Source organism: Kitasatospora sp. NPDC058478 (genome assembly GCF_042720345.1).
In the GTDB taxonomy this organism is placed as follows: Bacteria; Actinomycetota; Actinomycetes; order Streptomycetales; family Streptomycetaceae; genus Kitasatospora.
Genome location: NZ_JBHXML010000039.1, coordinates 58,962 through 80,623, shown reverse-complemented (window position 1 = coordinate 80,623; position 21,662 = coordinate 58,962). Strand labels below are relative to the sequence as shown.

Annotated in this window: 21 protein-coding genes and 1 pseudogene; 15 read left to right on the top strand and 7 right to left on the bottom strand. The window is 71.4% G+C overall.

From position 1 onward, the window contains the following. Positions 1–70 precede the first annotated feature (70 nt). From ACFWPT_RS22565 to ACFWPT_RS22555, 3 genes are all read left to right on the top strand, one after another. Positions 71–991 (top strand): LysR family transcriptional regulator, encoded by a 921-nt coding sequence (locus ACFWPT_RS22565; protein ID WP_380483742.1) that lies wholly within the window; start codon positions 71–73, stop codon positions 989–991. Positions 992–1,153: 162 nt separating this feature from the next. Further along, the gene (locus tag ACFWPT_RS22560) at positions 1,154–1,279 is read left to right on the top strand and encodes a hypothetical protein (RefSeq protein WP_380379010.1); all 126 of its coding nucleotides are present in this window, start codon (positions 1,154–1,156) and stop codon (positions 1,277–1,279) included. A gap of 392 nt (positions 1,280–1,671) precedes the next feature. Continuing rightward, positions 1,672–2,502 carry a glycosyltransferase family 2 protein gene (locus tag ACFWPT_RS22555; protein ID WP_380483755.1) on the top strand — a complete coding sequence of 277 codons (831 nt, stop codon included), beginning with the start codon at positions 1,672–1,674 and terminating at the stop codon, positions 2,500–2,502. 646 nt (positions 2,503–3,148) lie between these two features. Here the strand turns inward: ACFWPT_RS22555 and ACFWPT_RS22550 are convergent. Both ACFWPT_RS22550 and ACFWPT_RS22545 read right to left on the bottom strand, forming a co-directional pair. Next, positions 3,149–3,967, bottom strand: a complete 819-nt coding sequence (locus ACFWPT_RS22550; RefSeq protein ID WP_380483740.1) for a class I SAM-dependent methyltransferase — start codon at positions 3,965–3,967, stop codon at positions 3,149–3,151. After that, positions 3,964–5,277 carry a helix-turn-helix transcriptional regulator gene (locus tag ACFWPT_RS22545; RefSeq protein WP_380483738.1) on the bottom strand — a complete coding sequence of 438 codons (1,314 nt, stop codon included), beginning with the start codon at positions 5,275–5,277 and terminating at the stop codon, positions 3,964–3,966. Before ACFWPT_RS22545 ends, ACFWPT_RS22550 begins: the two co-directional genes overlap by 4 nt. Positions 5,278–5,480: 203 nt before the next feature. Here ACFWPT_RS22545 and ACFWPT_RS22540 point away from each other — a divergent pair, with 203 nt between their 5' ends. From ACFWPT_RS22540 to ACFWPT_RS22515, 6 genes and pseudogenes are all read left to right on the top strand, one after another. Further along, on the top strand, positions 5,481–5,975 hold the full coding sequence (locus ACFWPT_RS22540) for an ATP-binding protein (RefSeq protein ID WP_380483736.1): 495 nt from the start codon (positions 5,481–5,483) through the stop codon (positions 5,973–5,975). Positions 5,976–6,153: 178 nt separating this feature from the next. Then, positions 6,154–6,294, top strand: coding sequence for a hypothetical protein (locus tag ACFWPT_RS22535; protein WP_380483734.1), 141 nt, complete (start codon positions 6,154–6,156; stop codon positions 6,292–6,294). Positions 6,295–6,307: 13 nt separating this feature from the next. Then, positions 6,308–7,495 (top strand): cupin domain-containing protein, encoded by a 1,188-nt coding sequence (locus tag ACFWPT_RS22530; RefSeq protein WP_380483731.1) that lies wholly within the window; start codon positions 6,308–6,310, stop codon positions 7,493–7,495. Next, the gene (locus ACFWPT_RS22525) at positions 7,492–8,388 is read left to right on the top strand and encodes an aldo/keto reductase (RefSeq protein WP_380483729.1); all 897 of its coding nucleotides are present in this window, start codon (positions 7,492–7,494) and stop codon (positions 8,386–8,388) included. Before ACFWPT_RS22530 ends, ACFWPT_RS22525 begins: the two co-directional genes overlap by 4 nt. Before the next feature lie 220 nt (positions 8,389–8,608). Then, the gene (locus ACFWPT_RS22520) at positions 8,609–9,205 is read left to right on the top strand and encodes a hypothetical protein (RefSeq protein WP_380379023.1); all 597 of its coding nucleotides are present in this window, start codon (positions 8,609–8,611) and stop codon (positions 9,203–9,205) included. Beyond that, positions 9,202–9,576, top strand: a pseudogene (locus ACFWPT_RS22515) (GNAT family N-acetyltransferase); the annotation flags it as partial. The gene ACFWPT_RS22520 and the pseudogene ACFWPT_RS22515, both read left to right, overlap by 4 nt. Before the next feature lie 210 nt (positions 9,577–9,786). On the opposite strand, the gene ACFWPT_RS22510 reads toward ACFWPT_RS22515, so the two are convergent. From ACFWPT_RS22510 to gcl, 3 genes are all read right to left on the bottom strand, one after another. After that, positions 9,787–10,275 (bottom strand): glutathione peroxidase, encoded by a 489-nt coding sequence (locus ACFWPT_RS22510; protein ID WP_363372928.1) that lies wholly within the window; start codon positions 10,273–10,275, stop codon positions 9,787–9,789. An 83-nt stretch (positions 10,276–10,358) separates the two neighbouring features. Further along, positions 10,359–10,823 (bottom strand): pyridoxamine 5'-phosphate oxidase family protein, encoded by a 465-nt coding sequence (locus ACFWPT_RS22505; RefSeq protein WP_380483727.1) that lies wholly within the window; start codon positions 10,821–10,823, stop codon positions 10,359–10,361. A gap of 147 nt (positions 10,824–10,970) precedes the next feature. Beyond that, complete coding sequence (gcl, locus tag ACFWPT_RS22500; protein ID WP_380379027.1) at positions 10,971–12,752, bottom strand: glyoxylate carboligase; 1,782 nt, start codon at positions 12,750–12,752, stop codon at positions 10,971–10,973. A gap of 821 nt (positions 12,753–13,573) precedes the next feature. Between gcl and ACFWPT_RS22495 the strand changes: the two genes are divergently transcribed. Next, positions 13,574–15,058, top strand: coding sequence for a SulP family inorganic anion transporter (locus ACFWPT_RS22495; protein WP_380483753.1), 1,485 nt, complete (start codon positions 13,574–13,576; stop codon positions 15,056–15,058). A gap of 128 nt (positions 15,059–15,186) precedes the next feature. Here ACFWPT_RS22495 and ACFWPT_RS22490 read toward each other — a convergent pair whose 3' ends face one another. Continuing rightward, entirely contained in the window at positions 15,187–15,672 is a 486-nt protein-coding gene (locus ACFWPT_RS22490) for a DoxX family protein (protein ID WP_380379028.1), read from the bottom strand. 151 nt (positions 15,673–15,823) lie between these two features. Between ACFWPT_RS22490 and ACFWPT_RS22485 the strand changes: the two genes are divergently transcribed. The 3 genes from ACFWPT_RS22485 to ACFWPT_RS22475 all read left to right on the top strand — a co-directional run bounded on the left by ACFWPT_RS22485 (position 15,824) and on the right by ACFWPT_RS22475 (position 18,738). After that, a complete protein-coding gene (locus ACFWPT_RS22485) occupies positions 15,824–16,405 on the top strand; it encodes a TetR/AcrR family transcriptional regulator (protein ID WP_380379030.1) in 582 nt (193 codons plus the stop codon). 117 nt (positions 16,406–16,522) lie between these two features. Then, a complete protein-coding gene (locus ACFWPT_RS22480) occupies positions 16,523–17,980 on the top strand; it encodes an MFS transporter (protein WP_380483725.1) in 1,458 nt (485 codons plus the stop codon). After that, positions 17,977–18,738 carry an SDR family NAD(P)-dependent oxidoreductase gene (locus ACFWPT_RS22475; protein ID WP_380483723.1) on the top strand — a complete coding sequence of 254 codons (762 nt, stop codon included), beginning with the start codon at positions 17,977–17,979 and terminating at the stop codon, positions 18,736–18,738. The genes ACFWPT_RS22480 and ACFWPT_RS22475 overlap by 4 nt, the downstream gene beginning before the upstream one ends. A 103-nt stretch (positions 18,739–18,841) precedes the next feature. Here the strand turns inward: ACFWPT_RS22475 and ACFWPT_RS22470 are convergent, their stop codons facing one another. Further along, a complete protein-coding gene (locus ACFWPT_RS22470; RefSeq protein WP_380483721.1) occupies positions 18,842–19,504 on the bottom strand; it encodes an SMI1/KNR4 family protein in 663 nt (220 codons plus the stop codon). 297 nt (positions 19,505–19,801) lie between these two features. On the opposite strand from ACFWPT_RS22470, the gene ACFWPT_RS22465 reads away from it, so the two are divergent. Then, the gene (locus ACFWPT_RS22465) at positions 19,802–20,722 is read left to right on the top strand and encodes a carbohydrate ABC transporter permease (RefSeq protein WP_063346087.1); all 921 of its coding nucleotides are present in this window, start codon (positions 19,802–19,804) and stop codon (positions 20,720–20,722) included. Next, positions 20,719–21,627: a carbohydrate ABC transporter permease gene (locus ACFWPT_RS22460; RefSeq protein ID WP_079135349.1), complete on the top strand. Its 909-nt coding sequence runs from the start codon at positions 20,719–20,721 to the stop codon at positions 21,625–21,627. Before ACFWPT_RS22465 ends, ACFWPT_RS22460 begins: the two co-directional genes overlap by 4 nt. Positions 21,628–21,662 lie beyond the last annotated feature (35 nt).

Below are 21,662 nucleotides of genomic sequence, written 5' to 3'. Positions count from 1 at the left end.
GGGTGCGTCCAAGACATGCTGCGGCTCGTGACGATAGCTGTGGCCTATCGATGCGGCCTATCCTGGTCGGGTGCAGCTCCAGCAACTCCGCTACTTCCTGGCCGTCGCCGAGACCCGCCACTTCACCCGGGCCGCCGAGGCGGCACACGTCGCCCAGCCCTCGCTCTCCCAGCAGATCAGGTCACTGGAAAGGGAGTTGGGCGCCGAACTGTTCCACCGCACCCGGGGCAACATCGCCCTGACCGACGCCGGGGAGGCGCTGCTGCCACTGGCCCGGCGCATCCTCGCGGACACCGAGAGCGCCCGGCTGGCCGTCCAGGAGACGGTCCAGCTGCGCCGCGGCCGGGTGCGGCTCGGCGCGCCGCCGAGCCTGTGCACCAGCCTGGTGCCGGACGTGCTGCGGGTGTTCCGGGACCGCCACCCGGGGGTGGCGCTGGCGGTCCGGGAAGGCGGCTCGCGGGACCTGGTCCGCTCGCTGGCGGCGGGGGAACTGGACCTCGCGCTGATCATCACCCCGCCGAGCGGGGAGGCCACACCGGCGCTGGCCGTCACCGAACTGCTGCACGAGGAGCTGGTACTGGTCTCCGCCGAGCGGCAGACCCGGCGCAAGGCGCGGGTGGCGGAGCTGCGGGGGCGCCCGCTGGTGATGTTCCGGGAGGGCTACGACGTCCGGGAGGCGACCCTGGCGGCCTGCCGGGCGGCCGGCTTCGAGCCGGAGTTCGCGGTGGAGGGCGGCGAGATGGACGCCGTCCTCGGCTTCGTCCGGGCCGGACTCGGCCCCGCGGTCGTCCCCGGAATGGTCGCGGCCCGCTCGGGACTGTCCGTCACACCCTTCGCCGCCCCGGGCCTGGGCCGCACCATCGCCGTCGCACACGGCCACGAGGTGCCGCTGACCCGAGCGGCGGAGGCCCTGCGCACGACCCTGCTGGCGCACCTGCACCATGCTGCCGGTTCCGGTGAACTCCCGCCGGGGACGCGCCTGTTGCTGTGACGTGGACTTCTCGAAATTCTGATGTTCCATCAGGTCGCGAATGCTGTCGACTAGTCGGCATCGACAGGGCTCCCTCTGATCTGTCAAGGCTGATAGTTCGGTGACTGTCAGTCATGGCAGGATCGGTGCGGGTCGACAACGTGTCGAACTGAAGGAGGAGACATGGCTGAGGACAGCAAGGACAAGACTCCGTCTGGCACGTACGCAGGCACTGAAATCACGGTCGACGGTGAGGAGCACGTCATTATCCGGGAGGACCAGGTCCCGGTAGGCACCGACGGCGAGTGATACGCCCTCGCCCACGCTTCGGTACGGGCTGATCTTCGCCCGTTCCGGAACGGGGTGCTGCGCAGCTATGCGAAGGGGCCCTGTCGGTCGCCGCCGACAGGGCCCCTTCTGGTGCGTTTTCGCAGTTCGGAGACTGGTAGTACCAGGTGACGTCCGGTACCGACATGAGCGGCGAGTGTGGCAGGGTGGGCGGCGCGGCGAAGACCTCGGGCCGCATCCCGGCGATCCGGTTCAGTGTGGGCTGGTCCATGACCTGGTGGTCCGGAAGCATCCGCCTCTCGGCGAGTTCCCTGAGCGACGCGGCGCCCGAGCGGTGCGTTCGTCGGGTCATGTGTGCTTCCTCGAAGGGATGAGTTTCGGTGGGCGTCAAGCTGGGCGTGGCAGTCCTGACCATGGGCACGCGGCCGAAGGAACTGGCCGAGCTGCTGGCCTCGGTGGAGATGCAGACCGTGAGGCCGGCGCGGACGGTGGTGGTCGCCCAGGGCTGCCCGTTGCCGGAGCTGCCGCCGTGGGTGGAGGGCGTCGAGCTGGCCGAGAACCTCGGGGTGACCGGTGGCCGGAACGTGGCGCTGGAGCACCTGCGCGACGTGGACGTGGTGATCGACCTGGACGACGACGGCCTGCTCGTCGCCGACGACGTGTTCGCGAGGATCGAGGCGCTGTACGAGGCGGACCCCGGGCTGGGCATCGTGTCCTTCCGGATCGCCGACGAGACCGGGCTTACCCAGCGCCGCCACGTTCCCCGACTGCGGGCCGGCGATCCGATGCGCGGTGGCGAGGTGACCAGCTTCCTCGGCGGCGGCCATGGTCTGTCGACGAAGATGCTGCGGCAGGTCGGGGACTGGCCGGACGCGTTCTTCTTCGCGCACGAGGAGACCGACATGGCCTGGCGGGCAATCGACGCGGACTGGCGGGTGCTGTACGCACCGGAGCTGCTGCTGCAGCACCCGCGGACCAGCCCGACCCGCCACTCGTTCTTCTACCGGGTGAACGCCCGCAACCGCGTGTACCTCGCGCGCCGCCACCTGCCCGCGCTGCTGGTGCCGGTCTACCTCGGCGTGTGGGTCGCGCTCACGGTCGCCCGCACCAGGAACGCCACCGGGTTGAAGGCCTGGTTCTCGGGCTTCGCCGAGGGCTGGCGCACACCGTGCGGTCGGCGAAAGCCGATGCGCTGGCGCACGGTGTGGACCATGACCCGACTCGGTCGGCCCCCGATCATCTAGGCCGCAGCCGCCTGGTGCATCCACTTCCCGGGGAACGACGGACCGGCCCGGGGCGGGTGCCCGGGGCCGGTCCGTCGGTGGGTGGATCAGGCCGGCAGGACGGCCTCGATCGCGGCGGTCAGCTCGGCCGACTCCGGCTCGACCCGGGGCCGCAGGTGGGCGACGACGGTGTCGGCTCTTCTTCTTGAATGGCGATGACAACGTGAAGGTTCGTCATGAAATAACCAATGCGAGTAGACGCCGTGTCGACCGGGAGAAGGGGGCATGGCCGAGGGGAGCAAGCTGGAGGTGAAGGCCGGGGACCGCCTTCTGTCTAGCAAGTACGCAGCAGGCCGACGCCATGTAACACATCGTCATAGGCCGACGCCACAGCGGCTGCGGTCAGCAGATCTGGACTGGCTCACATTATCGAGCCAGTAGGCGGGGCCACTTGGAAGTCTCTGCGCCGAGATTGGAAAGATGGATGCGGGAACCGCGTGGATAGAGCTGCACAGCGGCAATCATCCTAATTTCATCCGAGACACAAAGAAGGCATATGAATGACTGCTCTTTCCGTCCTGGAGGAGGCCGGATGAGTCAGAGCAGTCATGATGGCGCGAGGAAATCACCTTGTCATTTTAGGCAGCGACCACCTCGCTTGGCCGTCTTACCGCCTGCAGGTCAGAATGCCACCGAGGCACGTGATCTTGAATGAGCCTTCTGTCTTGATGGCGGCGGCAGCGATCTCTGCTGCCCGACTGACCGTCTCGCGGAAAGGGACGCCGCATTGGTCAGCCCACGCTTCGTAGGAGGCGAGGTGGGAAACGATCGGCGCAGGATCGGTGATCTCGATGGCGCCAGGTAGTTCCCGCACCCGGATGTCCTTGAACGCTGTCCCGAGGTAGCCGGGGGCTTTCTCCAGGGAGAAGCGGGAGCTGAGGGAGACCCGCGCCGGCCCCTCGGGGATCCCGAGGATGTCGCCTGCGGCCCGGGCCCAGAGCCGGTCCAACTCCTGTTTATCGGTGTCGCTGTTGGTCGAGGCGATGAGCACACCGCCAGGTCGGAGGACGCGGGCCAGTTCCTTGATCGTGGCCTCGATGTCACCGACGTGGTACAGCATGTGTAGGGCCAACAAGGCGTCGGCGCTATTGTCGGCGAAGGGCAGGAACTGGGCGTCGGCCACCAGAACCGGCTTCTCGACGTCGGCGAGGATGCCCGTCGAGATGTCCATCCCGATGACCTGAAGGTCCGGACGGTCCTTGTGCAGGCGACTGACGAACTTGCCGTTGCCGCAGCCGACGTCGAGGACGATCCCGCTTGTGCCGGCCAGCTCTTCGAGGACGATCCCGGGCAGGTCGTAATGCGGTTGCTGCCACCGGTAGATGGACTGGCGGGCGGCCAAGTGGCGTCCGTCGGCGTAGGCGCTGTTCGCGAGGATGGACTTGTCGGCGATTGCGGCGTCCTGCTGTGCGGTGTTGCTCGTCACTGGGGCAGCTCCGGAGGATTCGTGAGTGCGGGTCGAGAGCAGGCTTCTCTGACATTCTCACGGAGACTCAGGACGATCGGGGAGCCTGCGTAGGCGGGCTCGGCAAGACGAGTGCTCAGCGCCCGAAGGCGGCTGGAGATGCTCGCTGTTCGCCGGTCCGGTGCGGCGTCCAGCACCACCGAGAGCTTCTCCTGCACGCCGTCGAGGTCGCCGTGGGCGAGGTGGGCGTTGGCGAGGTCAAGGCGGGCGGCCAGCAGGTCACCGGAGGACTGTTCCTGCCGCGGTGCAGACTCGTACAGGTCGATGGCCCTGGAGGACGCCTCGATGGCGCGGTTCACATGTGACCGGGCGCCCAGGGCAAGGAGGGCGGTGCCGGCGTAGGTCCACTGCTTGGCCTCGGGAAACGTGAACACACCGGGAAGATCCACGGCGGCTACTGTGCTCCGCGCCGCCTCGGCAGCTTCCACGGCTCGTAGCGCGCTCGCGCTGTCGCCGAGCGCGGCGGTGGCCCGTGCTTCGAGGCTGAGCAGGCGGGCTGCGATCGTCCCGCTGTCCGCGTACGGCAGTCCGGCTCTGGCCAGCTCGGCGGCCTGGCGGTGGTCCTGCTGCCAGTAGGCGATCAGGGACTGGACGGATCGGATCCAGGCCCGGAGACCGTTGTGGCCGGCTGACTCCGCGCAGCGCCAGGCCGTTCGCGAATGCGTAGCCGCAGCTGCGTACTGGCCGAGGTCGAGGGCGACATGGGTGGCCAGGCCACAGAGGCGTCCGGACTGCAGGTAGAGATGGCTTGTCTGGTAGGGGTGTTGGCGGCCTCGGAGTAAGTCGAACACTCCTCGCCGGAGGGCTCCGATGTCGTGGAAGAGCTCGGATACCGGCTTGCTCACGTAGTCCCCTGCCAGCCTCGCGATGTCCGCGTCGATCTGTTCGAGCAGCGTGTCGTCCACGTTGGAGGCGCTCGCGAAGCGGAGGAAGAGTGCGGACTCTGCCGAGTCGGCTGCCACGGCCATTACGAGATCGTTGTGGCGTTCTGTGCGCTGGGCAGGCACAGGAGGCGAAGCCTCGCCGCCGCTGCTGGGCGGTGGAACTGCTTCGGCGGCTGCCGGGGGTGCTGTCAGCAGGTCGGCCAACTGGTCGACCGAGAGTTCCAGGGCGCGGGCGAGCTTCGGCCGCATCCAGGGCTGTGGGGCACCCCTGCCGCTCTCCCATCGCCCCACGGTCGTACGGTCCACATCAAGGGCTTCAGCCAGGGATTCCTGGGTGTGGCCGACCGCCTCCCTGCGCTGGATCAGCCGGGACCTCCTGGATGCCATCGCGCGTCCTCCAGAGGTACGTCAGTTCGTCTGCAGCCGTAACAGGCCAGGTCATGCCCGCATTTGCAGCACGGATGCCTCATTTCCGCTTCAATTCTGCTCTGGTTCACCGGCGTTGGAGGCGGTTCTGTAGATACCTGCCGGGTGAATCCCGGCGCGAATCGGCCCGCTGCCGACCTCGTCCCGGTGAAAGGTCCGCACTCATGTCCGTCACCACTCGCCAAGCGGTCACCCCTGCCCCGTTCGGCTTTCGCGTGCTGCCCAGTGCCGAGGCCGTGCCGGACGCACGGCGGCGGGTGATACGGGCCGTGCGTGGTTGGGGCCTGCCGCTGGCGGAGGACGCGCTCCGCGATGTCGAGTTGCTGTCCAGCGAGCTGATCACCAACGCCGTGTCCCACACTCACGCCCCGTGCGTCGTGTGCGTGTCCTGGGACGGTGAACGGTTGCGCGTCGAAGTGACGGATGTCGGCCACGAACTGCCGGCTATCGGCGGGATCGATCTCGATGCCACCGACGGGCGAGGGCTGTTCCTGGTGGCAGCGCTCGCGACGAACTGGGGCGCCGACCCGGACCCCGCCGGCAAGCGGATCTGGTTCGAAGTCGGCACCACCACTGCCGTCTCGGGCGACGAGCGACTCACCACGCTGGTGAGGGCCGCGGCCCCGAAGGCACGGGACGTCGTCCCGACCAGTGCATGACAAGACTTCCTCCCGCCCTGACGCGGGTTGGGGGGATGCAGGTGGCCGCGCGAGCCAACAGCCACGCGGCAATCGCCTGAGGTTCCTTGCCAGCGACTTGCCCTGGCAACGGATCCACCGCTGCACCCACGACGGGGCTGAGCAGTCGGCCCGCCCCATGAAACCGAAGGAGTACTTCATGCTCGAGAACCTGACGACCAGCACCGAGCCGGAGGGCGACGGCCTGCTGGTCGCCCGTACGAAGGTCGCCGCGGCCCGCTCGCGTGGCGAGCAGCCGTCGGACGGCGGCTCCACCGGCCGAACCGACACCAACGACTGACGGCTGTATCACGATGACCGCCGAGCACTTCTCGGTGGTTGAGCGTCTGGGCGGGGATGACTTCCTCGCCCAGACGCTCGGCCGCAGCTTCAAGGTCGCACGCGGCGAATCCGCGTCGCTCGCCGGACTCATGTGTTGGGATGACCTCAACACCATCCTGACCCACCACCGGTTCGAACCGCCTCGCTTCCGCCTCGCCGCCAATGGGGAGCAGGTGTCCGCGCACACGTACTCCCGGCCGATCACCACCCGGCGGAGCACCGTCTGGTACCAGCTCCAGCCCTCCGAGCTGCACAAGAGGCTCGCCGAGGGTGCCACGCTGGTCCTGGATGCTGTCGAGGAACTTCACCCCGGCATCGGTGCTCTGGCCAGCCAGCTTGAGCGCCGGCTGCGAACCGGCGTGCAGGTCAACCTGTACGCCTCCTGGACCGGGATCGAGGGCTTCGGCGTCCACTGGGACGATCACGACGTGGTCGTCGTCCAGCTCGACGGCGCGAAGCGCTGGCGCATCTACGGTCCCACCCGCACGGTGCCGATGCACCGTGACGTCGAGACGCCCGAGCCGCCGCCCGAAGAGCCCGTCGCTGATCTGGTTCTCACCGCTGGCGATGTGCTCTATCTGCCTCGGGGCTGGTGGCACGCCGTTGCCGCCTCCGAGGGCCAGCACTCGCTGCACGTCACGTGCGGGCTGCAGAGCACGACGGGTGCCGACTTGATCACCTGGCTGTCGGAGATGTTGCGTGCCCACGAGACCGTCCGGGCGGACGTCCCGCGCTTCGGGGCCGCCGAGGAGCAGCGCGCCTTCCTCGACACAATCGGCAAGCTCATCGCGACCGAGCTGGAGAGCGACGACCTGATCGCCCGCTTCTCCTCCGCTCGCGACGCCACCGAGCGAGCCCGGCTCGTGCCGTCGCTGCCCCACATCATGGCGGCCCCGCCGGATGCCGACCTGCAGGTACGCCTGGTCACCACGCGGCCCGTGCTCAGGGCTCTGCCCGACGACACCGTCCGGTTGACCGCTGGCGGCGAGGAGTGGACGTTTGCCGCCAGGGCCGAGCCGATGCTCGCGCTCCTCGCCGATGGGGAACCTCACCGGCTGGCCGATCTCGCGCAGGCCGCGGGCGTTGCTCTCGGACAGGCGGCCGGTGTCGTGACGGAGCTGGTCGACGGCCAGGCCGCCGCGATCGGAGGCCTACGATGACCGCCCGGCTGGGCCTCGGCACCTACCGTTGCCTCGATGTGGCCGAGGCAGCGTTGATGGCCGCCTCCCGAGGTGCCGACTGGGTGGACACGGCGCCCAACTACGCAGGCGGCCGGGCGGAGGCGTCGCTCGCAGTGGCTCTGGCTGCCTACCCGAATCTGTGCGTCTCCACGAAGGTGGGCTTCGTCCCGGTCGGCACCAGGCACATCGGGGTACGAGCCGGTGCCCTGTCCGCGGCGGACGCCCAGCGCGGGTACTGCCTCACCCCGGACTACATCGCCTGGCAGCTCGCGCGCTCCAAGCTCATGCTCAGCCGGGTACCCGACCTGGTGTTCGTCCACAACCCCGAGCACGCCTGCCCGGACGGCGAGATCACCGGCCGGCTCTACAACGCCTTCCTGGCTCTGGAGGAGGCGTGCAGCCAACAGATCATCAGCGCCTATGGTGTGGCGACCTGGCGCGGCTTCAGCAGTGGCCTCTTCGAAGTACCCATGCTGATCGAACTCGCGATCAAGGCCGGCGGGCCGAATCATCACCTGTGGGCCATCCAGCTCCCGGTCTCCCTCGTCCACCTCGTGCCCATCGCTCAGGCTCTCGACGGACACGGCCCGTTGGCCGATGCCCTGGATGCGGGACTGGAGGTGTTCGCCTCCGCCCCGCTCCACGGCGGGGAGATCCCGGGCCTGGCCACTCCTGAACTGTCCGAGCTGATCGCCCCGGGCAAGACCAGTGTCGAGACCGCCCTCGCCGTCGTTGCTTCAGCCCCAGGGGTGAAGCGTGTACTCCTGTCGACGGGGAACCCGGAACACTGGATGGGGGCCGTCGAAGCTGTCGGCCGACCGCCGTTGTCTCCGGACGTACTCCGAAGGGTCGTTGATGTACTCGGAACCTGAGCCGGACACCGCCAGGCGGATGCGTGAGATGCACGCCGTAGCAGCAACCGTTTTCAACGCGAGGCCGATCGGCTCCCGCGAAGCGTGGGGCTGGCGCGGACGCACCCTCAGCCGCCCGGTTGCCACGGCGTCCGGCGAGGGCTGGCTCCGCATGGTGTCCGCTCCGGCCGACAAGGCCGGCGGAAAACTCTGGGAGGGACCGCAGGAGGCAGAACGGCTCATGCCTTCTGCGGTACCCAGGCCACGCCTGCGGGAGCGGCGTACCTGGACCGAGGGCGAGCACGGCTACCTGGCGGAGCTGTACGACAAGATCACCGCCTCCACCATCGCCACCCACGAGCCGATCCTCCGGGAAACACCTGACCTGGACCACACCTGGTGGGACGGGCTCAGCACCGCCCTCGACGCCATCGCCGCCGTCCCCAGCGACCGGGTGGCGGTCCGACAGGAATACCTGGACCGCGCCATGCCCCAGTACTTGGGCATCCCGATCGACACCAGGGTGCCTGCCTGGACGACGGCCCACGGTGACCTGCACTGGGCCAACCTCACGGGCCCGACCCTCACCGTCCTCGACTGGGAAGGCTGGGGCGTCGCGCCTGCCGGGTACGACGCGGCACTGTTGTACTCGTACAGCGTCCTCGTGCCGGACACCGCCGCCCAGGTCCGTCACCGACTCGCCCACATCCTCGACACGCCAGCCGGGCAGTTTGCCGAACTTGTCGTCATCACTGAACTGCTGCAGACCATTACTCGAGGCGACAACCTCGACCTGGAGGAGCCCTTGCGAAGGCGGCTCTCCGCGATCACCAGATGACTGGCCCTCGACCCCCCGGTCGAGGGTGGCGCGTTGGGCAGCCCTTGGGATATCCAACGCGCCAATGTGCTCCGCCCCAAGGGGCGAGGACCGGGGTAAGGATGACGGCGAAGGACGGCCCGAGGACCGAGTACGGCCTTGTTGTCACCCACCTCGGTGAGCATCGACTGATCGGCTACGCCCGATTGGCCACCGAGCCGCAGCAGGCCGCCACCGTCGGCTTCGCCCTCCATCCCGCCGAGTGGGGCAAGGGCCTCGGCACGGCGACCGTCCATCTGCTGTGCGCGCTCGGCTTCGACGTCCTGGGAATGCACCGCATTTGGGCAGCCCGATCCCCGCTCAATGAGGCCTCCGCACGCACCCTACTGCGAGCGGGCATGACTGAGGACGGGCGGATCCGCGATCACGTCTTCGTCCACGGCGCCTGGCGTGACTCGATCACCTACTCGATCCTGGAGCACGAGTGGACACCGATGGAGGGCTGGGATCAGCAGCGCCAGTGGGTGATGCCGGCCGGGCCGGGAACGGAACAACGGACCGGCCCCGGGCGGGTGCCCGGGGCCGGTCCGTCGGTGGGTGGATCAGGCCGGCAGGACGGCCTCGATCGCGGCGGTCAGCTCGGCCGACTCCGGCTCGACCCGGGGCCGCAGGCGGGCGGCCACGGTGCCGTCCGGGGAGACCAGGAACTTCTCGAAGTTCCAGCTGACGTCACCGGTTTCGCCCTCGGCGTCGGCGACCTGGGTCAGCTGCCGGTACAGCGGGTGCCGGTCGTCGCCGTTGACGTCGATCTTCTCGAACAGCGGGAAGGTGACGCCGTAGGTGGTGGAGCAGAAGGTCTGGATCTCCTCGGCGCTGCCCGGCTCCTGCCCGGCGAACTGGTTGCAGGGGAAGCCCAGCACGGTGAACCCGCGCGCGGCGTACCGCTGCTGGAGCTTCTCCAGGCCGGTGTACTGCGGGGTCAGGCCGCACTTGGAGGCGACGTTGACGATCAGCAGCGCCTTGCCCTTGTACTCGGCCAGCGAGGTGGGCTCGCCGGTGAGGGTGCGCAGCGGGATGTCGTACAGGCTCACGGGGGTGGTCCTTTCGGCAGGTGTGTGGAACGGAGTCTCGCCGAGCCACCGTAGTGGCCGCGACCACCTGGACCGGGCCCGACCTACCGGTCTTCCGGCAGATCGGCCCCGAAGGCGGAGAAGTCGGCGCTCGACCAGTGCTCGGGGCGCATCCGGAGCGTGATGTCGGCGGCCAACTGTTCCCGGGCGGAGGCGAGGTAGTCGCGCGCGGCCTCGGGTGGCAGGTAGCGGTTGGCGAGGGCGGCCCACTCGTCCGGGTCGAGCCGGTCCTCGATCGCCACCACCGGGCCCTCGACGCTCACGTACGCGGCCGGGTGCTGCTCGTGCTGGGCACAGAGGGTGAACCGCCCGGCGGCCCGGATCCGTCGGGCCTTGACGGAGTCGCGGCCGGTGATGACGGTGAGCAGGCCGCCCGGGACGTAGGAGTACCAGACCGGTACGGCCAGCGGGCCCCGGTCCGGTCCGGTGCCGGGGTCGACGGCCAGCACGCCGACGTGCGGTGCGGCGAGGAACCGCTCGCGCTCGGCCCTGTCCATGGTGAAGGGCATGGTGTCTCTCCCGGGGTTCCGGGCCCGTGCGGGGCGGTCGCGGCTGGGCGGTCGCGTGCGGGCGTCACCCGGTTGGTACCCGGTGGGTTCGCGGGCCACTCGGGGCGGGCGCAGGGCGGCGCCTGCCCCGAGTGGCCCACGGCGGGCTCAGAGCGCCAGCGGCTTGACGGCGGTCGGCGCGTGCTCGGGGAGGGTGGCGATCTCCTCCCACTCGTTGACCTTGTCGATGTCGGCGGCGGCCATCGAGATGTTGGTGACCCGCTCCAGGATCGCCTCGACGACGACCGGGACGCGGAACTCGGCGGCCAGCTTCTTGGCCTCCTCGAAGGCCGGCAGCAGGCCCTCGGGCTCGGTGACCCGGATCGCCTTGCAGCCCAGGCCCTCGGCGACCCGGACGTGGTCCACGCCGTAGACGCCCAGCTCCGGCGCGTTGATGTTCTCGAACTCCAGCTTGACCTGGAAGTCGATGTCGAAGGTGCGCTGCGCCTGGCGGATCAGGCCCAGGTACGCGTTGTTCACGAGCACGTGGACGTACGGGATGCGGTGCTGGGCGCCGACGGCCAGCTCCTCGACCATGAACTGGAAGTCGTAGTCGCCGGAGAGCGCGACGACCTGGCCCTCGGGGTCGGCGGTGGCGACGCCGAGCGCGGCCGGGATGGTCCAGCCGAGCGGGCCGGCCTGGCCGCAGTTGATCCAGTGCCGCGGCCGGTAGACGTGCAGCAGCTGCGCGCCGGCGATCTGGGAGAGGCCGATGGTGGTGACGTAGCGGGTGTCCGGGCCGAACGCCTTGTTCATCTCCTCGTAGACGCGCTGCGGCTTGAGCGGCACGTCGTCGAAGTGGGTGCGGCGCTGGAGCCGGGCCTTGCGGTCCTGGGTGGCGGCGGCCCACGCGCTGCGGTCCTTGAGCCGCCCGGCGGCCTTGAGCTCCTGGGCGACCTGGAGGAAGAGTTCCAGCGCGGCCTTGGCGTCGGAGGCGATGCCGAGGTCGGGGGCGAAGATCCTGCCGATCTGGGTGGGCTCGACGTCGACGTGGACGAACGTGCGGCCCGCGGTGTAGACGTCCAGGCCGCCGGTGTGGCGGTTGGCCCAGCGGTTGCCGATGCCCAGGACGAAGTCGGAGGCGAGGAAGTTCTCGTTCCCGTAGCGGTGCGAGGTCTGCAGGCCGACCATGCCGGCGTTCAGCTCGTGGTCGTCGGGGACGATGCCCCAGCCCATCAGGGTCGGGACCACCGGGACGCCGGTCAGCTCGGCGAACTCCCGCAGCAGCTCGGCGGCGTCGGCGTTGATGACTCCGCCGCCGGCGACGATCAGCGGGCGCTCGGACGCCTGGAGCAGCGCGAGGGCCTTCTCGATCTGGATCCGGTTGGCGGCCGGCTTGTAGACGGGGAGCGGCTGGTAGGCCTCGGGGTCGAAGTCGATCTCGGTCAGCTGGACGTCGATCGGCAGGTCGATCAGGACCGGGCCCGGACGGCCGGAGCGCATCAGGTGGAAGGCCTGCTGGAACACGCCGGGGACCTGTGCGGCCTCCAGCACGGTGGTGGCGGCCTTGGTGACGGGCTTGGCGATCGAGGCGATGTCGACGGCCTGGAAGTCCTCCTTGTGCAGGCGGGCGACGGGGGCCTGGCCGGTGATGCACAGGATCGGGACGGAGTCGGCGATCGCCGAGTACAGGCCGGTGATCATGTCGGTGCCGGCCGGGCCCGAGGTGCCGATGCAGACGCCGATGTTGCCGGCTTTGGCGCGGGTGTAGCCCTCGGCCATGTGGGAGGCGCCCTCGACGTGCCGGGCCAGCGTGTGCCTGATCCCGCCGGAGGCCTTGAGCGCGGCGTAGAAGGGGTTGATGGCTGCGCCCGGCACGCCGAACGCGACCTCAACGCCTTCGAGCTTGAGGATCTCCACGGCCGCGCGGGCGGCTGTCATACGAGGCATCGGGTCTCTCCTGCGTCGGCCCGCAGTGGGTCGGAGGGCTCATCTCCAGAATTCCACCATACGGAAGAACGGTTTCTGTATGCGGAAATACGGTACGACTGGGCTCGGCGGGGCGTCAAGGGGAGGTTCAACAGAATGTGGAAGCCGGCCCAGGGGGTGAAACCGCAGGTCGCCGCAGGTGTCCGGGGGAGGGGAGGCGGAGCCGGGTTCGTACAAGTGAGCGCTGATCGTGCTGGTGTACCCGGGGAACCGGCCGTTCCGCGGCGGAAAGCGCGGCCGGTGTGCAGTGCGGGTGAAGGGACGGTGCCCGAGGTCGGCCCACCCCGCACCCCTGGGTACCGTCGGTGGCACGCCGGGTCCGTGATGTCCAACTGAGGCCGCGGCAAGGGGGATTCGGGACGGTCCGGGAGCGGGGGAGCTCCGGCGGCCGGTCCCGTCCAGGACCAGCGTGCCCGGTCCGCCGCACCCGAGCGAGGGACGCACCCCCTGGCCGCACCGACCCGACACCCGCCGCCGTCCGGTCCGTCCGGACCTGCGGCCGTACCGCTGTCGCCCCCGTGTGGTCCACCTCCCTTCCCTCTCCTCGCCTCCCCCGCGACCTGCTCACCGCCCTGCGACCTGCTCACCCCCCTGCGACTTCCTCACCCCCCTGCGACGGCGTGCCCGCAGAGGCGGGCGCGCGAAAGGAACGCCGCCATGCGCTGTCTCCCTGCCCGCCCCCCGGTGGTGACCGGGTGAGCCGAACGCCCCGCCGCCGCAAGGCCCCGCCGGGCCACCCCGGCAAGGCCGCCCCGCCGGGCCGCCGCCGACCCCCGCTCGCCGTGCTGCGCGCCGTCCCCTGGCGCTACGACCTGCCCGCCTCGCTGGTGGTGTTCCTGGTCGCCCTGCCGCTGTGCGTCGGGGTGGCGGTCGCCTCCGGCGTCCCCGCCGAGCTGGGTCTGGTCACCGGCGTCGGCGGCGGCCTGCTCGTCGGCGTCCTGCCCGGCAGCAGCCTCCAGGTCAGCGGCCCGGCCGCCGGGCTGACCGTCCTGGTCTACGAGGCCGTCCAGCGCTTCGGCGTCACCGCCCTCGGCCTGCTCGTCCTCGGCACCGGGCTGCTCCAGATCGCGATGGGAGCGCTCCGGCTCGGCCGCTGGTTCCGGGCGATGTCCGCCTCGGTGGTGCACGGCATGCTGGCCGGCATCGGGCTGACCCTGCTGTTCGGCCAGCTGTACGCGCTCGCCGACCGCCGCGCCCCGGCCACCGGACCGGAGAAGATCGCCGGACTGCCCGACCTGCTGGCGGACGTGGTCACCGGCGTGGCCACCCCGAGCGCGGTCGCCCTGGGCCTGGCCACCCTGCTCGTGCTGGTCGGCTGGAAGTACCTGCCCGGGCGCGTCGCCCGCGGCGTCCCCGCGCCGCTGGCCGCGGTCGGGCTGGCCGCCGCCGTCACGGCCGCCGTCGACCTGCCGGTGGCGAGGGTCCGGGTGTCCGGCCTGCTCGATGTCGTCCACCTGCCCGACCGTGCCGCGCTCGGCGCGGTGGCGGGCACCGCCGGCCTCGGTACGGTCGTCGCCTTCACCCTGATCGCCTCCGCCGAGACGCTGTTCAGCGCCGCCGCCGTCGACCGGATGCACCACGGCCGGCGCACCGACTACGACCGCGAGCTGACCTCCCAGGGCATCGGCAACACCGTCTGCGGGCTGCTCGGTGCCCTTCCGATGACCGCGGTGATCGTCCGCAGCGCGGCCAACGTCCAGGCGGGGGCGCGGACCAAGGCCTCGCGCACCCTGCACGGGCTCTGGCTGCTGCTGTTCACCGCGCTGCTGCCCGGCGTGCTCGGGCTCGTCCCGCTCACCGCGCTGGCCGCCGTCCTGGTCCACGCCGGCGCCAAGCTCGTCCCGCTGCGGCGGATCGCCGCGCTCTGCCGCGGCCACCGGGGCGAGGCGCTGGTGCTCGCGGTGACCACGGGCGCCATCATCGCCACCGACCTGTTCGAGGGTGTGCTGATCGGCATCGGCCTGGCCGTGGCCAAGTCCGCCTGGCAGACCTCGCACCTGCAGATCGGCCTGGAGGAACTGGTCCTGCCGTCCGGCGAGGCCCTGCAGCGCGTCCGGCTCAGCGGCAACGCGACCTTCCTGCGGCTGCCCCGGCTGCTGGACGCCCTGGAACGGCTGCCGGCCGACCGGCCGGTGGAACTCGACTGGTCCGGGCTGCGCCACCTGGACCACGCCTGCACGGTGGCCCTCACCGCGTGGGCCGCCCAGCACCGGGCCCGCTCCACCGCTCCGCTCGCGGTCGAACCGCCGCTGCCGACCGTGGTGTGAGGACGGGCGGGCGCGGCCCGGGCCACGACGGGGCCGTCGACGGACTGACCCCGCACAGTCAGTCCGTCGTGCCGTCCGTCGAGCCGTCCGGCGGCCCGGTTCTCAGCCGTCCGCCGGGCCGGGGGCGCTCAGCCGGTCGGCCCCGGGTGTGCCCCGGCCGCGGCGGGCTGGGCGGCCGGCTCGGCCGTGGTGCGCCGGGTCAGCAGCCGGTCCAGGGCGTACGGGCCGGAGCCGAGCACCGCGATGGCGAGGAAGGCCCAGCAGAACATGACGGAGGGTTCGCCACCGTTCTGCAGCGGCAGCAGGGAGTGCTCCTGGTGGACGGTGAAGTAGGCGTACGCCATCGAGCCGGAGCAGAGCAGGGCGGCGGTCCGGGTGCCGATGCCGAGCAGCACCAGGGCGCCGCCGACCAGTTGGATCAGTGCGGCCCACCAGCCGGGCCACTGGCCGAGCGGGACGGTGCCGCCGCCCTTGGCGCCACCGAGGACGCCGAAGAGCGAGGCGGCGCCGTGGCAGGCGAAGAGCAGCCCGACGACGACCCGGAAGGCCGTCAGGACGAGCGGGCGGGCGGCCTCGGCCGCCTGCTGGGGAGAGGCGGGAAGGTTCGCGGGCATGGGGAAACGCCTCCTGTGGGGGGAGGAGGAGGTACGGGGCGGTAAGGGTAGCCTTGGTCTAGTCCACTTGGCAATGCTCCGTCAGATCCCACGTGTGCGACCTTCGGGGAGGATCTTGACCGATCGTTCTGGAAAGGGTTAGCGTTCACCCATGGCGCGAACGAAGGAATTCGACCCGGACGCCGTGCTCCAGTCGGCCCTTGAGCTGTTCTGGCGGCGCGGCTACGAGGCCACCTCGATGGCCGACCTGGTCGAGGAGCTCGGGATCGCCCGGGCGAGCATCTACGCCACCTTCGGCAGCAAGCACGAGCTGTTCCTGCGGGCGCTGGAGCGGTACGGCGAGCAGGCCGACCCGGTGCTGCTGGCCGAGCTCTCCCAGCCCGGCCCGGTGCTGCCGGCCGTCCGCGCGCTGGTCCGCCGGTTCGCGGCGGAGTCGGCCGGGGACGGCCGGGAGCGCGGCTGCTTCGTCACCAACACCGCCGTCGAGCTCGCCCCGCACGATCCCTCGGCGGCCCGCCAGGTGGGAGCCAGCCTCGCCCACCTGGAGACGGTGCTGACCGCCGCCCTGGTGCGTGCCGAGGCGCGGGGGGAGCTGCCCGCCGGGCGGGAACCCCGGGCGCTGGCCCGGATGCTGATGGTGTTGATGCAGGGCATGCGGGTGATGGGGAAGACGGCCGACGGCGCGTCCCGGGTGCGGGACGCCGCCGAGCAGGCGCTGGTGCTGCTCGACTGACGGATCGACTCGCGGATCGACTGACGGTTCGTGGGGCGACGGTGGGGCGATGGTGGAGGCCGCCTCTTGCTGTCTCGATACTGGACCGAACGGTCATTTTGGGGAAGGGGGGTTTCCATGAGTGTCGCCACGGCCGACCGGCCCGGCTTCGCGCTGCTCGGCGGCGTGCAGGCCACGCTGATCTTCACGATCATGATCCTGTCCGTGCCGCTGCCCCTGGTGGCCCGGGAGTTCGGGCTCGGCCCGTCCGGCGTGCTGCTGCTGAGCGCCGCCTACGGACTCTCCTTCAGCGCTCTGCTGCTCCTCGGCGGGCGGCTGACCGACCGCCACGGCGGCCGCAGGCTGCTGCGGGTGGGCCTGGCCCTGCTCGGCGCCGCCTCGATCGCCTGCGCCCTCGCGCCCGGCTACCCCGTCCTGCTGGCGAGCCGCTTCGCCCAGGGCGTCGGCGCGGCCCTGGCCGCCCCGGCGGCGGTCGCCGTGGTCCGGGTGCTGCGGCCCGAACCCGCCGACTACCGGCGGGCGATGGCCGCCTGGGGCGGCCTCTCGGTGCTCGGCGCCACGGCGGGCAACCTGCTCTCCGGCGCCGTCGCCGCCTGGGTCTCCTGGCGCTGGCTGTTCGCGGTGCCCGTCCTGGTCGCCCTCGTCGGCCTGGCCCGCTCCGGCTCGCTGCCGCCCGCCGACCCGGCCGGTCGACCGCCCGCCGACCCGCCCGGCCGACCGTCCGCCGACCGCCGGCCGGCCCTGGACCTGCCCGGCGCCGCGCTGGCCGCCGCCGGTGTCTGCGCGGCCAGTTACGGCCTGGTGGCGTCCACCGAGCACGGCTGGCGAAGCCCCGGGACGCTGCTGCCGCTGGCCGCCGGGCTCGCCCTGCTGCTCGCCTTCGCCGCCGTCGAACGGCGCACCGCCGACCCGCTGCTGCCGCCCGGCTTCCTCGCCGACCGCCGCCGGGCCACCGCCCTCGCCGCCGTCATGGCGACCGCCGCCGGCACCGCGCTGACCTTCCTGCTGCTCGCGCTCTACCTCCAACAGGTCCGCGGCTGGGGCGTGCTGGCCACCTCCGCCGCCTTCCTGCCGTACGCGGCGGCGCTGCTGACGGCCGGCCGCCTGGCCGGGCCGCTGACCGCCCGCTACGGCGCCGTCGCGGTCACCGCCGGAGGGCTCGCCTTCGCGGCGGCCGGGCTCGGCCTGCTGGCGGGCCTCGCGTCCGGCAACGACTACGCCACCGGGCTGCTGCCCGGGTTGCTCCTGCTGCCCGCCGGGGCCGCGGCCGCCTTCGCCGGCGCGGCCGTGCTCGCCACCGCGGGCGTGCCGCCCGAGCGGACCGGTCTCGCCGCGGGCGTGCTCAACACCGCGATGGAACTCGGCCCCACCGCCGGGGTGGCCGCCCTGATGGCGCTCGCCGCCACCCGCCCGAGCGTGGTCGGCGGCTACGCCACGGCCTTCGCGGCGGCGGGCGCCGCCCTGGCCCTCACCGCCCTCGCCGTCGCCACGCTGGCGCGGGCGACTCCCGAGGCCGCCACAGATACCGACACCGCCCCAGAACGCACCATCCAGATCAAGGAGCACCTCTCATGACCACGCGTTTCACCGACAAGTCCGTCCTGGTCACCGGCGGCGGCAGCGGTATCGGACGGGCCGTGGCGCTCGCCTTCGCCCGGGAGGGCGCCCGGGTCGCGGTCGCGGGCCGCAGCGCGGGCCCGCTCGCGGAGACGGTCGAGCTGATCGAGCGGGCGGGCGGCAAGGCCGTCGCGCTGACCGGCGACGTGGCGGACGGTCAGGACGCCGCCCGGCTGGTCCGGGAGACCGTCGAACTCCTCGGCGGTCTGGACGTCGCCGTCAACAACGCCGGGGTGTTCGGCGCGGTCGGCCCGGTCGCCGACATCGACGAGGACGAGTGGCACCGGGTGTTCGCGGTCAACCTGACCGGCACCTGGCTCGCCATGAAGCACCAGATCGGCCACATGCGGGCCCACGGCGGCGGCGCGATCGTCAACGTGTCGTCCAATCTCGGCGTCCACATGCGGGTGCCCGGCCTCGGCGCCTACGCCGCGAGCAAGGCCGCGGTCACCGCGCTGACCCGCAGCGCCGCCCTCGACCACATCGCGGACGGCGTCCGGATCACCATGGTGAGCCCCGGCCCGGTGGACACCAGCATGTCCACCCGGCCCGGCGAGAACGCCGAGGACAAGGCCGCGCGGATGAAGGACAGCCTCCCCGTCGGCCGGGCGGGTGCGGTCGAGGAGGTCGCCGCCGCAGTGCTGTACCTGGCCTCGTCCGAGGCGGGCTTCACCGTCGGCGCCGACCTCGTCCTGGACGGCGGCGCCACCGCCTGACCCGCCGACGGCCCAACGACCGCTCGGTGCCCCGTCGTTGGGCCGTCGCCTGATCCACCCGTGGCCCAACGGCCGGGCGGCACCCAGGCGTTGGGCCGTCAGGTCACTGCTCGGCCAGCGCGTCCCGGGCCTCCTCGGTCCGGGCCCGGGCCACCACGAAGTCCTCGTCGAGCTCGACGACCAGCACGTCCGGCCCGGTGAACCAGCGGCAGCCGCGGCCGAGCCGGGGCAGCTCCGCCAGCCCCTCCGGCACCTCCGCCCCGGACTCGGCGAACACGCTCAACTCGTCGTCCTGCAAAAGCTTCTCCACCATCACCATCACCGCCGCGGCCGTCGAGAAGCGCTCCTCCCAGGGCTCCCAGCACTCCGCCGACTTGTCCGCGAGGTCGAGCCGGCCCACCGTCGGCGGATCGTCCTGGTCGAGGTCGGCCAGCAGGACGCCCCAGTGCACGCACGCCTGGTTCTCCTCCTGGTACACCAAAGCGCCCTCCAGGACGAACAGTTCCTCCGGCGGCAGCAGCCGGTTGTGGTTGCCGGTGAGGTCCTCCCGGCGGCCGAACAGCCGGTACGCCTCGCGCAGCGCGGCCGGCAGCCGCAGGCCCAGGCGCCCTTCGGCGGCGTCGAGTTCGGCGTCGGTGAAGCCGTCGTCGGGCCGCAGCGGCTCGCCCCAGTAGGCGGCGAAGCCCTCGACCAGCGCCCGGGTGCCCGTGCGGCCCCGCAGGGATTCGGCCATCGCGGCCCGGATGTCGAATTCGGTGTCGTCCATCCGGGAACCGTACGACGCCCCACCGACAGTCCCGCCCCACCGACAGTCCCGCCCCACCGACAGTCCGGGGCCACCGGAGGGCGTACCGGAACGGGCGGGGGCGCGCCGCACACCTCGCCCGCCCGCGACCGGCCGGGGACGCGTCCCAACGCCCGTCCGCCCACGACCGGCCGAATCTGACGCGAACGCGTAATCCCACCGACACCCGTTGCTCACCGTGGGGTTTCCAACCCGTCGTGTGGGCAGGACACGGTTTCGGCCGGAACCGACGCAACGAAAGGCGGGACGCGCAAACCCATGCCGACCGCACCGCACACCAAGCCCCACCCGGGCCGCCGAAGCCGCTGGGGTGAGCACGGCCTCGCCTGGGCCTTCCTGCTGCCCTCCCTGGTGGTCTTCGTCCTCTTCATCGGCTACCCGCTGGGACGGACCGTCTACCTGAGCGGACACGCCAACGACCTGTTCGGCGCGCCCTCCCGCTATGTCGGGCTGAAGCACTACACCGAGCTGCTGACCTCGGCGGACTTCCGGCGCACGCTCGTCACCACCGCCCTGTTCACGCTGCTCACCGTGGTGCCCGGCGTGCTGGGCGCGCTGGTGCTGGTGCTGCTCCTGGAGAACCGGATCCGGGGCGTGCGGCTGCTGCGCTCCGCGTTCGCGCTGCCCTTCGCCTTCTCGGTGGCCAGCGCGTCCGTGGTCTTCGCGGTGTTCTTCAATCCCGCCAGCGGGGTGCTCAACGGCCTGCTCTCGCACGTCGGGCTGGGCCCGATCGGCTGGCTGACCGACTCCCGGTACGCGCTGGTCTCGGTGGCCGTCACCACGGTGTGGATGAGCCTCGGCTACAACGTCCTGGTGCTGTCCGCCGGCATCGGCTCGATCCCCGGCGAGATCCTGGAGGCCGCGCGGATCGACGGCGCCTCGGGGCTGCGGCTGGCCCGTTCGATCACCGTGCCGATGCTCGGCCCGAACCTGTTCTTCCTGACCGTGGTCTCCACCGTCCACTCGCTGCAGAGTTTCGGCCAGATCCACATCCTCACCAAGGGCGGCCCCGACGGCGCCACCCGGACCCTCGTCTACTCCGTCTACGAGAAGGCCTTCGCCTACGGCTCCAGCGACTTCGGCACCGCGAGTGCCCAGGCCGTGGTGCTGCTCGTGGTCGTCCTCGCCTGCACGGCCGTCCAGTTCGGCGTCCTGGAGCGGAAGGTGCACTACGCATGACCGTGACCGCCACCGAGGCCGGGCCCGGGGCCCAGGACGGGGCCGCCGCGCCGCGCCCGCGCCCCCGCGTCCTGGCCGGCCGCTCGCCGCGCGACCTGCTCGGCCGCGCCGCCGTCTACCTGCTGCTCGCCGTCGCCGTCGTCACCGTGGCCTTCCCGGTGTACTACGCGATCGCCGGCGCCTTCATGAGCCCGTCCGAACTCTCCTCCTACCCGCCGGCGCTGGTGCCCCACTCGGTCACCGGGCGGAACTTCTCCGGCGCCGTCGACACCGTCCCGCTGGCGAGGCAGTACGCCAACTCGGCGATCGTGGCGACCGTCATCACGCTCGCCCAGCTGTTCACCTCGGTCCTCGCCGCGTACGCCTTCGTGTTCCTGCCGCTCAAGGCGCGGGCCGTGGTGTTCGGGGTGTTCCTGGCGACGCTGATGGTCCCGTGGGAGGCCATCATCATCCCCAACTACCTGACGCTGTCCGGCTGGGGGCTCGGGAACACCTACTTCGGCCTGGTGCTGCCCTTCCTCGCCTCCGGCTTCGGCACCTTCATGCTGCGGCAGGCCTTCCGGCAGCTGCCCGGCGAACTGCGCGACGCCGCGCGGATCGACGGCGCGGGCCACTGGCGGTTCCTGTGGCGGATCGTCGTCCCGCTCAACAAGCCGGCCCTGGCGGCGCTGTCGATCTACGTCTTCCTGTCCGCCTGGAACCAGTACTTCTGGCCGCTGATCATCACCCGCACGGCGAACATGCAGACCCTGCAGATCGGCCTCACCTCGCTGCGCGACTCCGAGATGTCCGACCCGGGCCTGATCCTGGCCGGCGTCGTGCTCTCCCTGCTGCCCACGCTCGCCCTGGTGGTCTTCGGCCAGCGCTTCATCGTCCGCGGTCTCACCGCGGGCGCCGTCCGCTGACCCGCTGCGCCGCCTCCTCCCGCTCCTTCGAGCAC

Bases quoted from the DNA above. Each gene is read 5' to 3' on its own strand.
- ACFWPT_RS22560 (WP_380379010.1), top strand. From the start codon at position 1,154: ATGGCTGAGGACAGCAAGGACAAGACTCCGTCTGGCACGTACGCAGGC.
- ACFWPT_RS22555 (WP_380483755.1), top strand. From the start codon at position 1,672: ATGGGCACGCGGCCGAAGGAACTGGCCGAGCTGCTGGCCTCGGTGGAG.
- ACFWPT_RS22545 (WP_380483738.1), bottom strand. From the start codon at position 5,277: ATGGCATCCAGGAGGTCCCGGCTGATCCAGCGCAGGGAGGCGGTCGGC.
- ACFWPT_RS22540 (WP_380483736.1), top strand. From the start codon at position 5,481: ATGTCCGTCACCACTCGCCAAGCGGTCACCCCTGCCCCGTTCGGCTTT.
- ACFWPT_RS22535 (WP_380483734.1), top strand. From the start codon at position 6,154: ATGCTCGAGAACCTGACGACCAGCACCGAGCCGGAGGGCGACGGCCTG.
- ACFWPT_RS22530 (WP_380483731.1), top strand. From the start codon at position 6,308: ATGACCGCCGAGCACTTCTCGGTGGTTGAGCGTCTGGGCGGGGATGAC.
- ACFWPT_RS22525 (WP_380483729.1), top strand. From the start codon at position 7,492: ATGACCGCCCGGCTGGGCCTCGGCACCTACCGTTGCCTCGATGTGGCC.
- ACFWPT_RS22520 (WP_380379023.1), top strand. From the start codon at position 8,609: ATGCCTTCTGCGGTACCCAGGCCACGCCTGCGGGAGCGGCGTACCTGG.
- ACFWPT_RS22505 (WP_380483727.1), bottom strand. From the start codon at position 10,823: ATGCCCTTCACCATGGACAGGGCCGAGCGCGAGCGGTTCCTCGCCGCA.
- gcl (WP_380379027.1), bottom strand. From the start codon at position 12,752: ATGCCTCGTATGACAGCCGCCCGCGCGGCCGTGGAGATCCTCAAGCTC.
- ACFWPT_RS22490 (WP_380379028.1), bottom strand. From the start codon at position 15,672: ATGCCCGCGAACCTTCCCGCCTCTCCCCAGCAGGCGGCCGAGGCCGCC.
- ACFWPT_RS22485 (WP_380379030.1), top strand. From the start codon at position 15,824: ATGGCGCGAACGAAGGAATTCGACCCGGACGCCGTGCTCCAGTCGGCC.
- ACFWPT_RS22480 (WP_380483725.1), top strand. From the start codon at position 16,523: ATGAGTGTCGCCACGGCCGACCGGCCCGGCTTCGCGCTGCTCGGCGGC.
- ACFWPT_RS22475 (WP_380483723.1), top strand. From the start codon at position 17,977: ATGACCACGCGTTTCACCGACAAGTCCGTCCTGGTCACCGGCGGCGGC.
- ACFWPT_RS22470 (WP_380483721.1), bottom strand. From the start codon at position 19,504: ATGGACGACACCGAATTCGACATCCGGGCCGCGATGGCCGAATCCCTG.
- ACFWPT_RS22465 (WP_063346087.1), top strand. From the start codon at position 19,802: ATGCCGACCGCACCGCACACCAAGCCCCACCCGGGCCGCCGAAGCCGC.
- ACFWPT_RS22460 (WP_079135349.1), top strand. From the start codon at position 20,719: ATGACCGTGACCGCCACCGAGGCCGGGCCCGGGGCCCAGGACGGGGCC.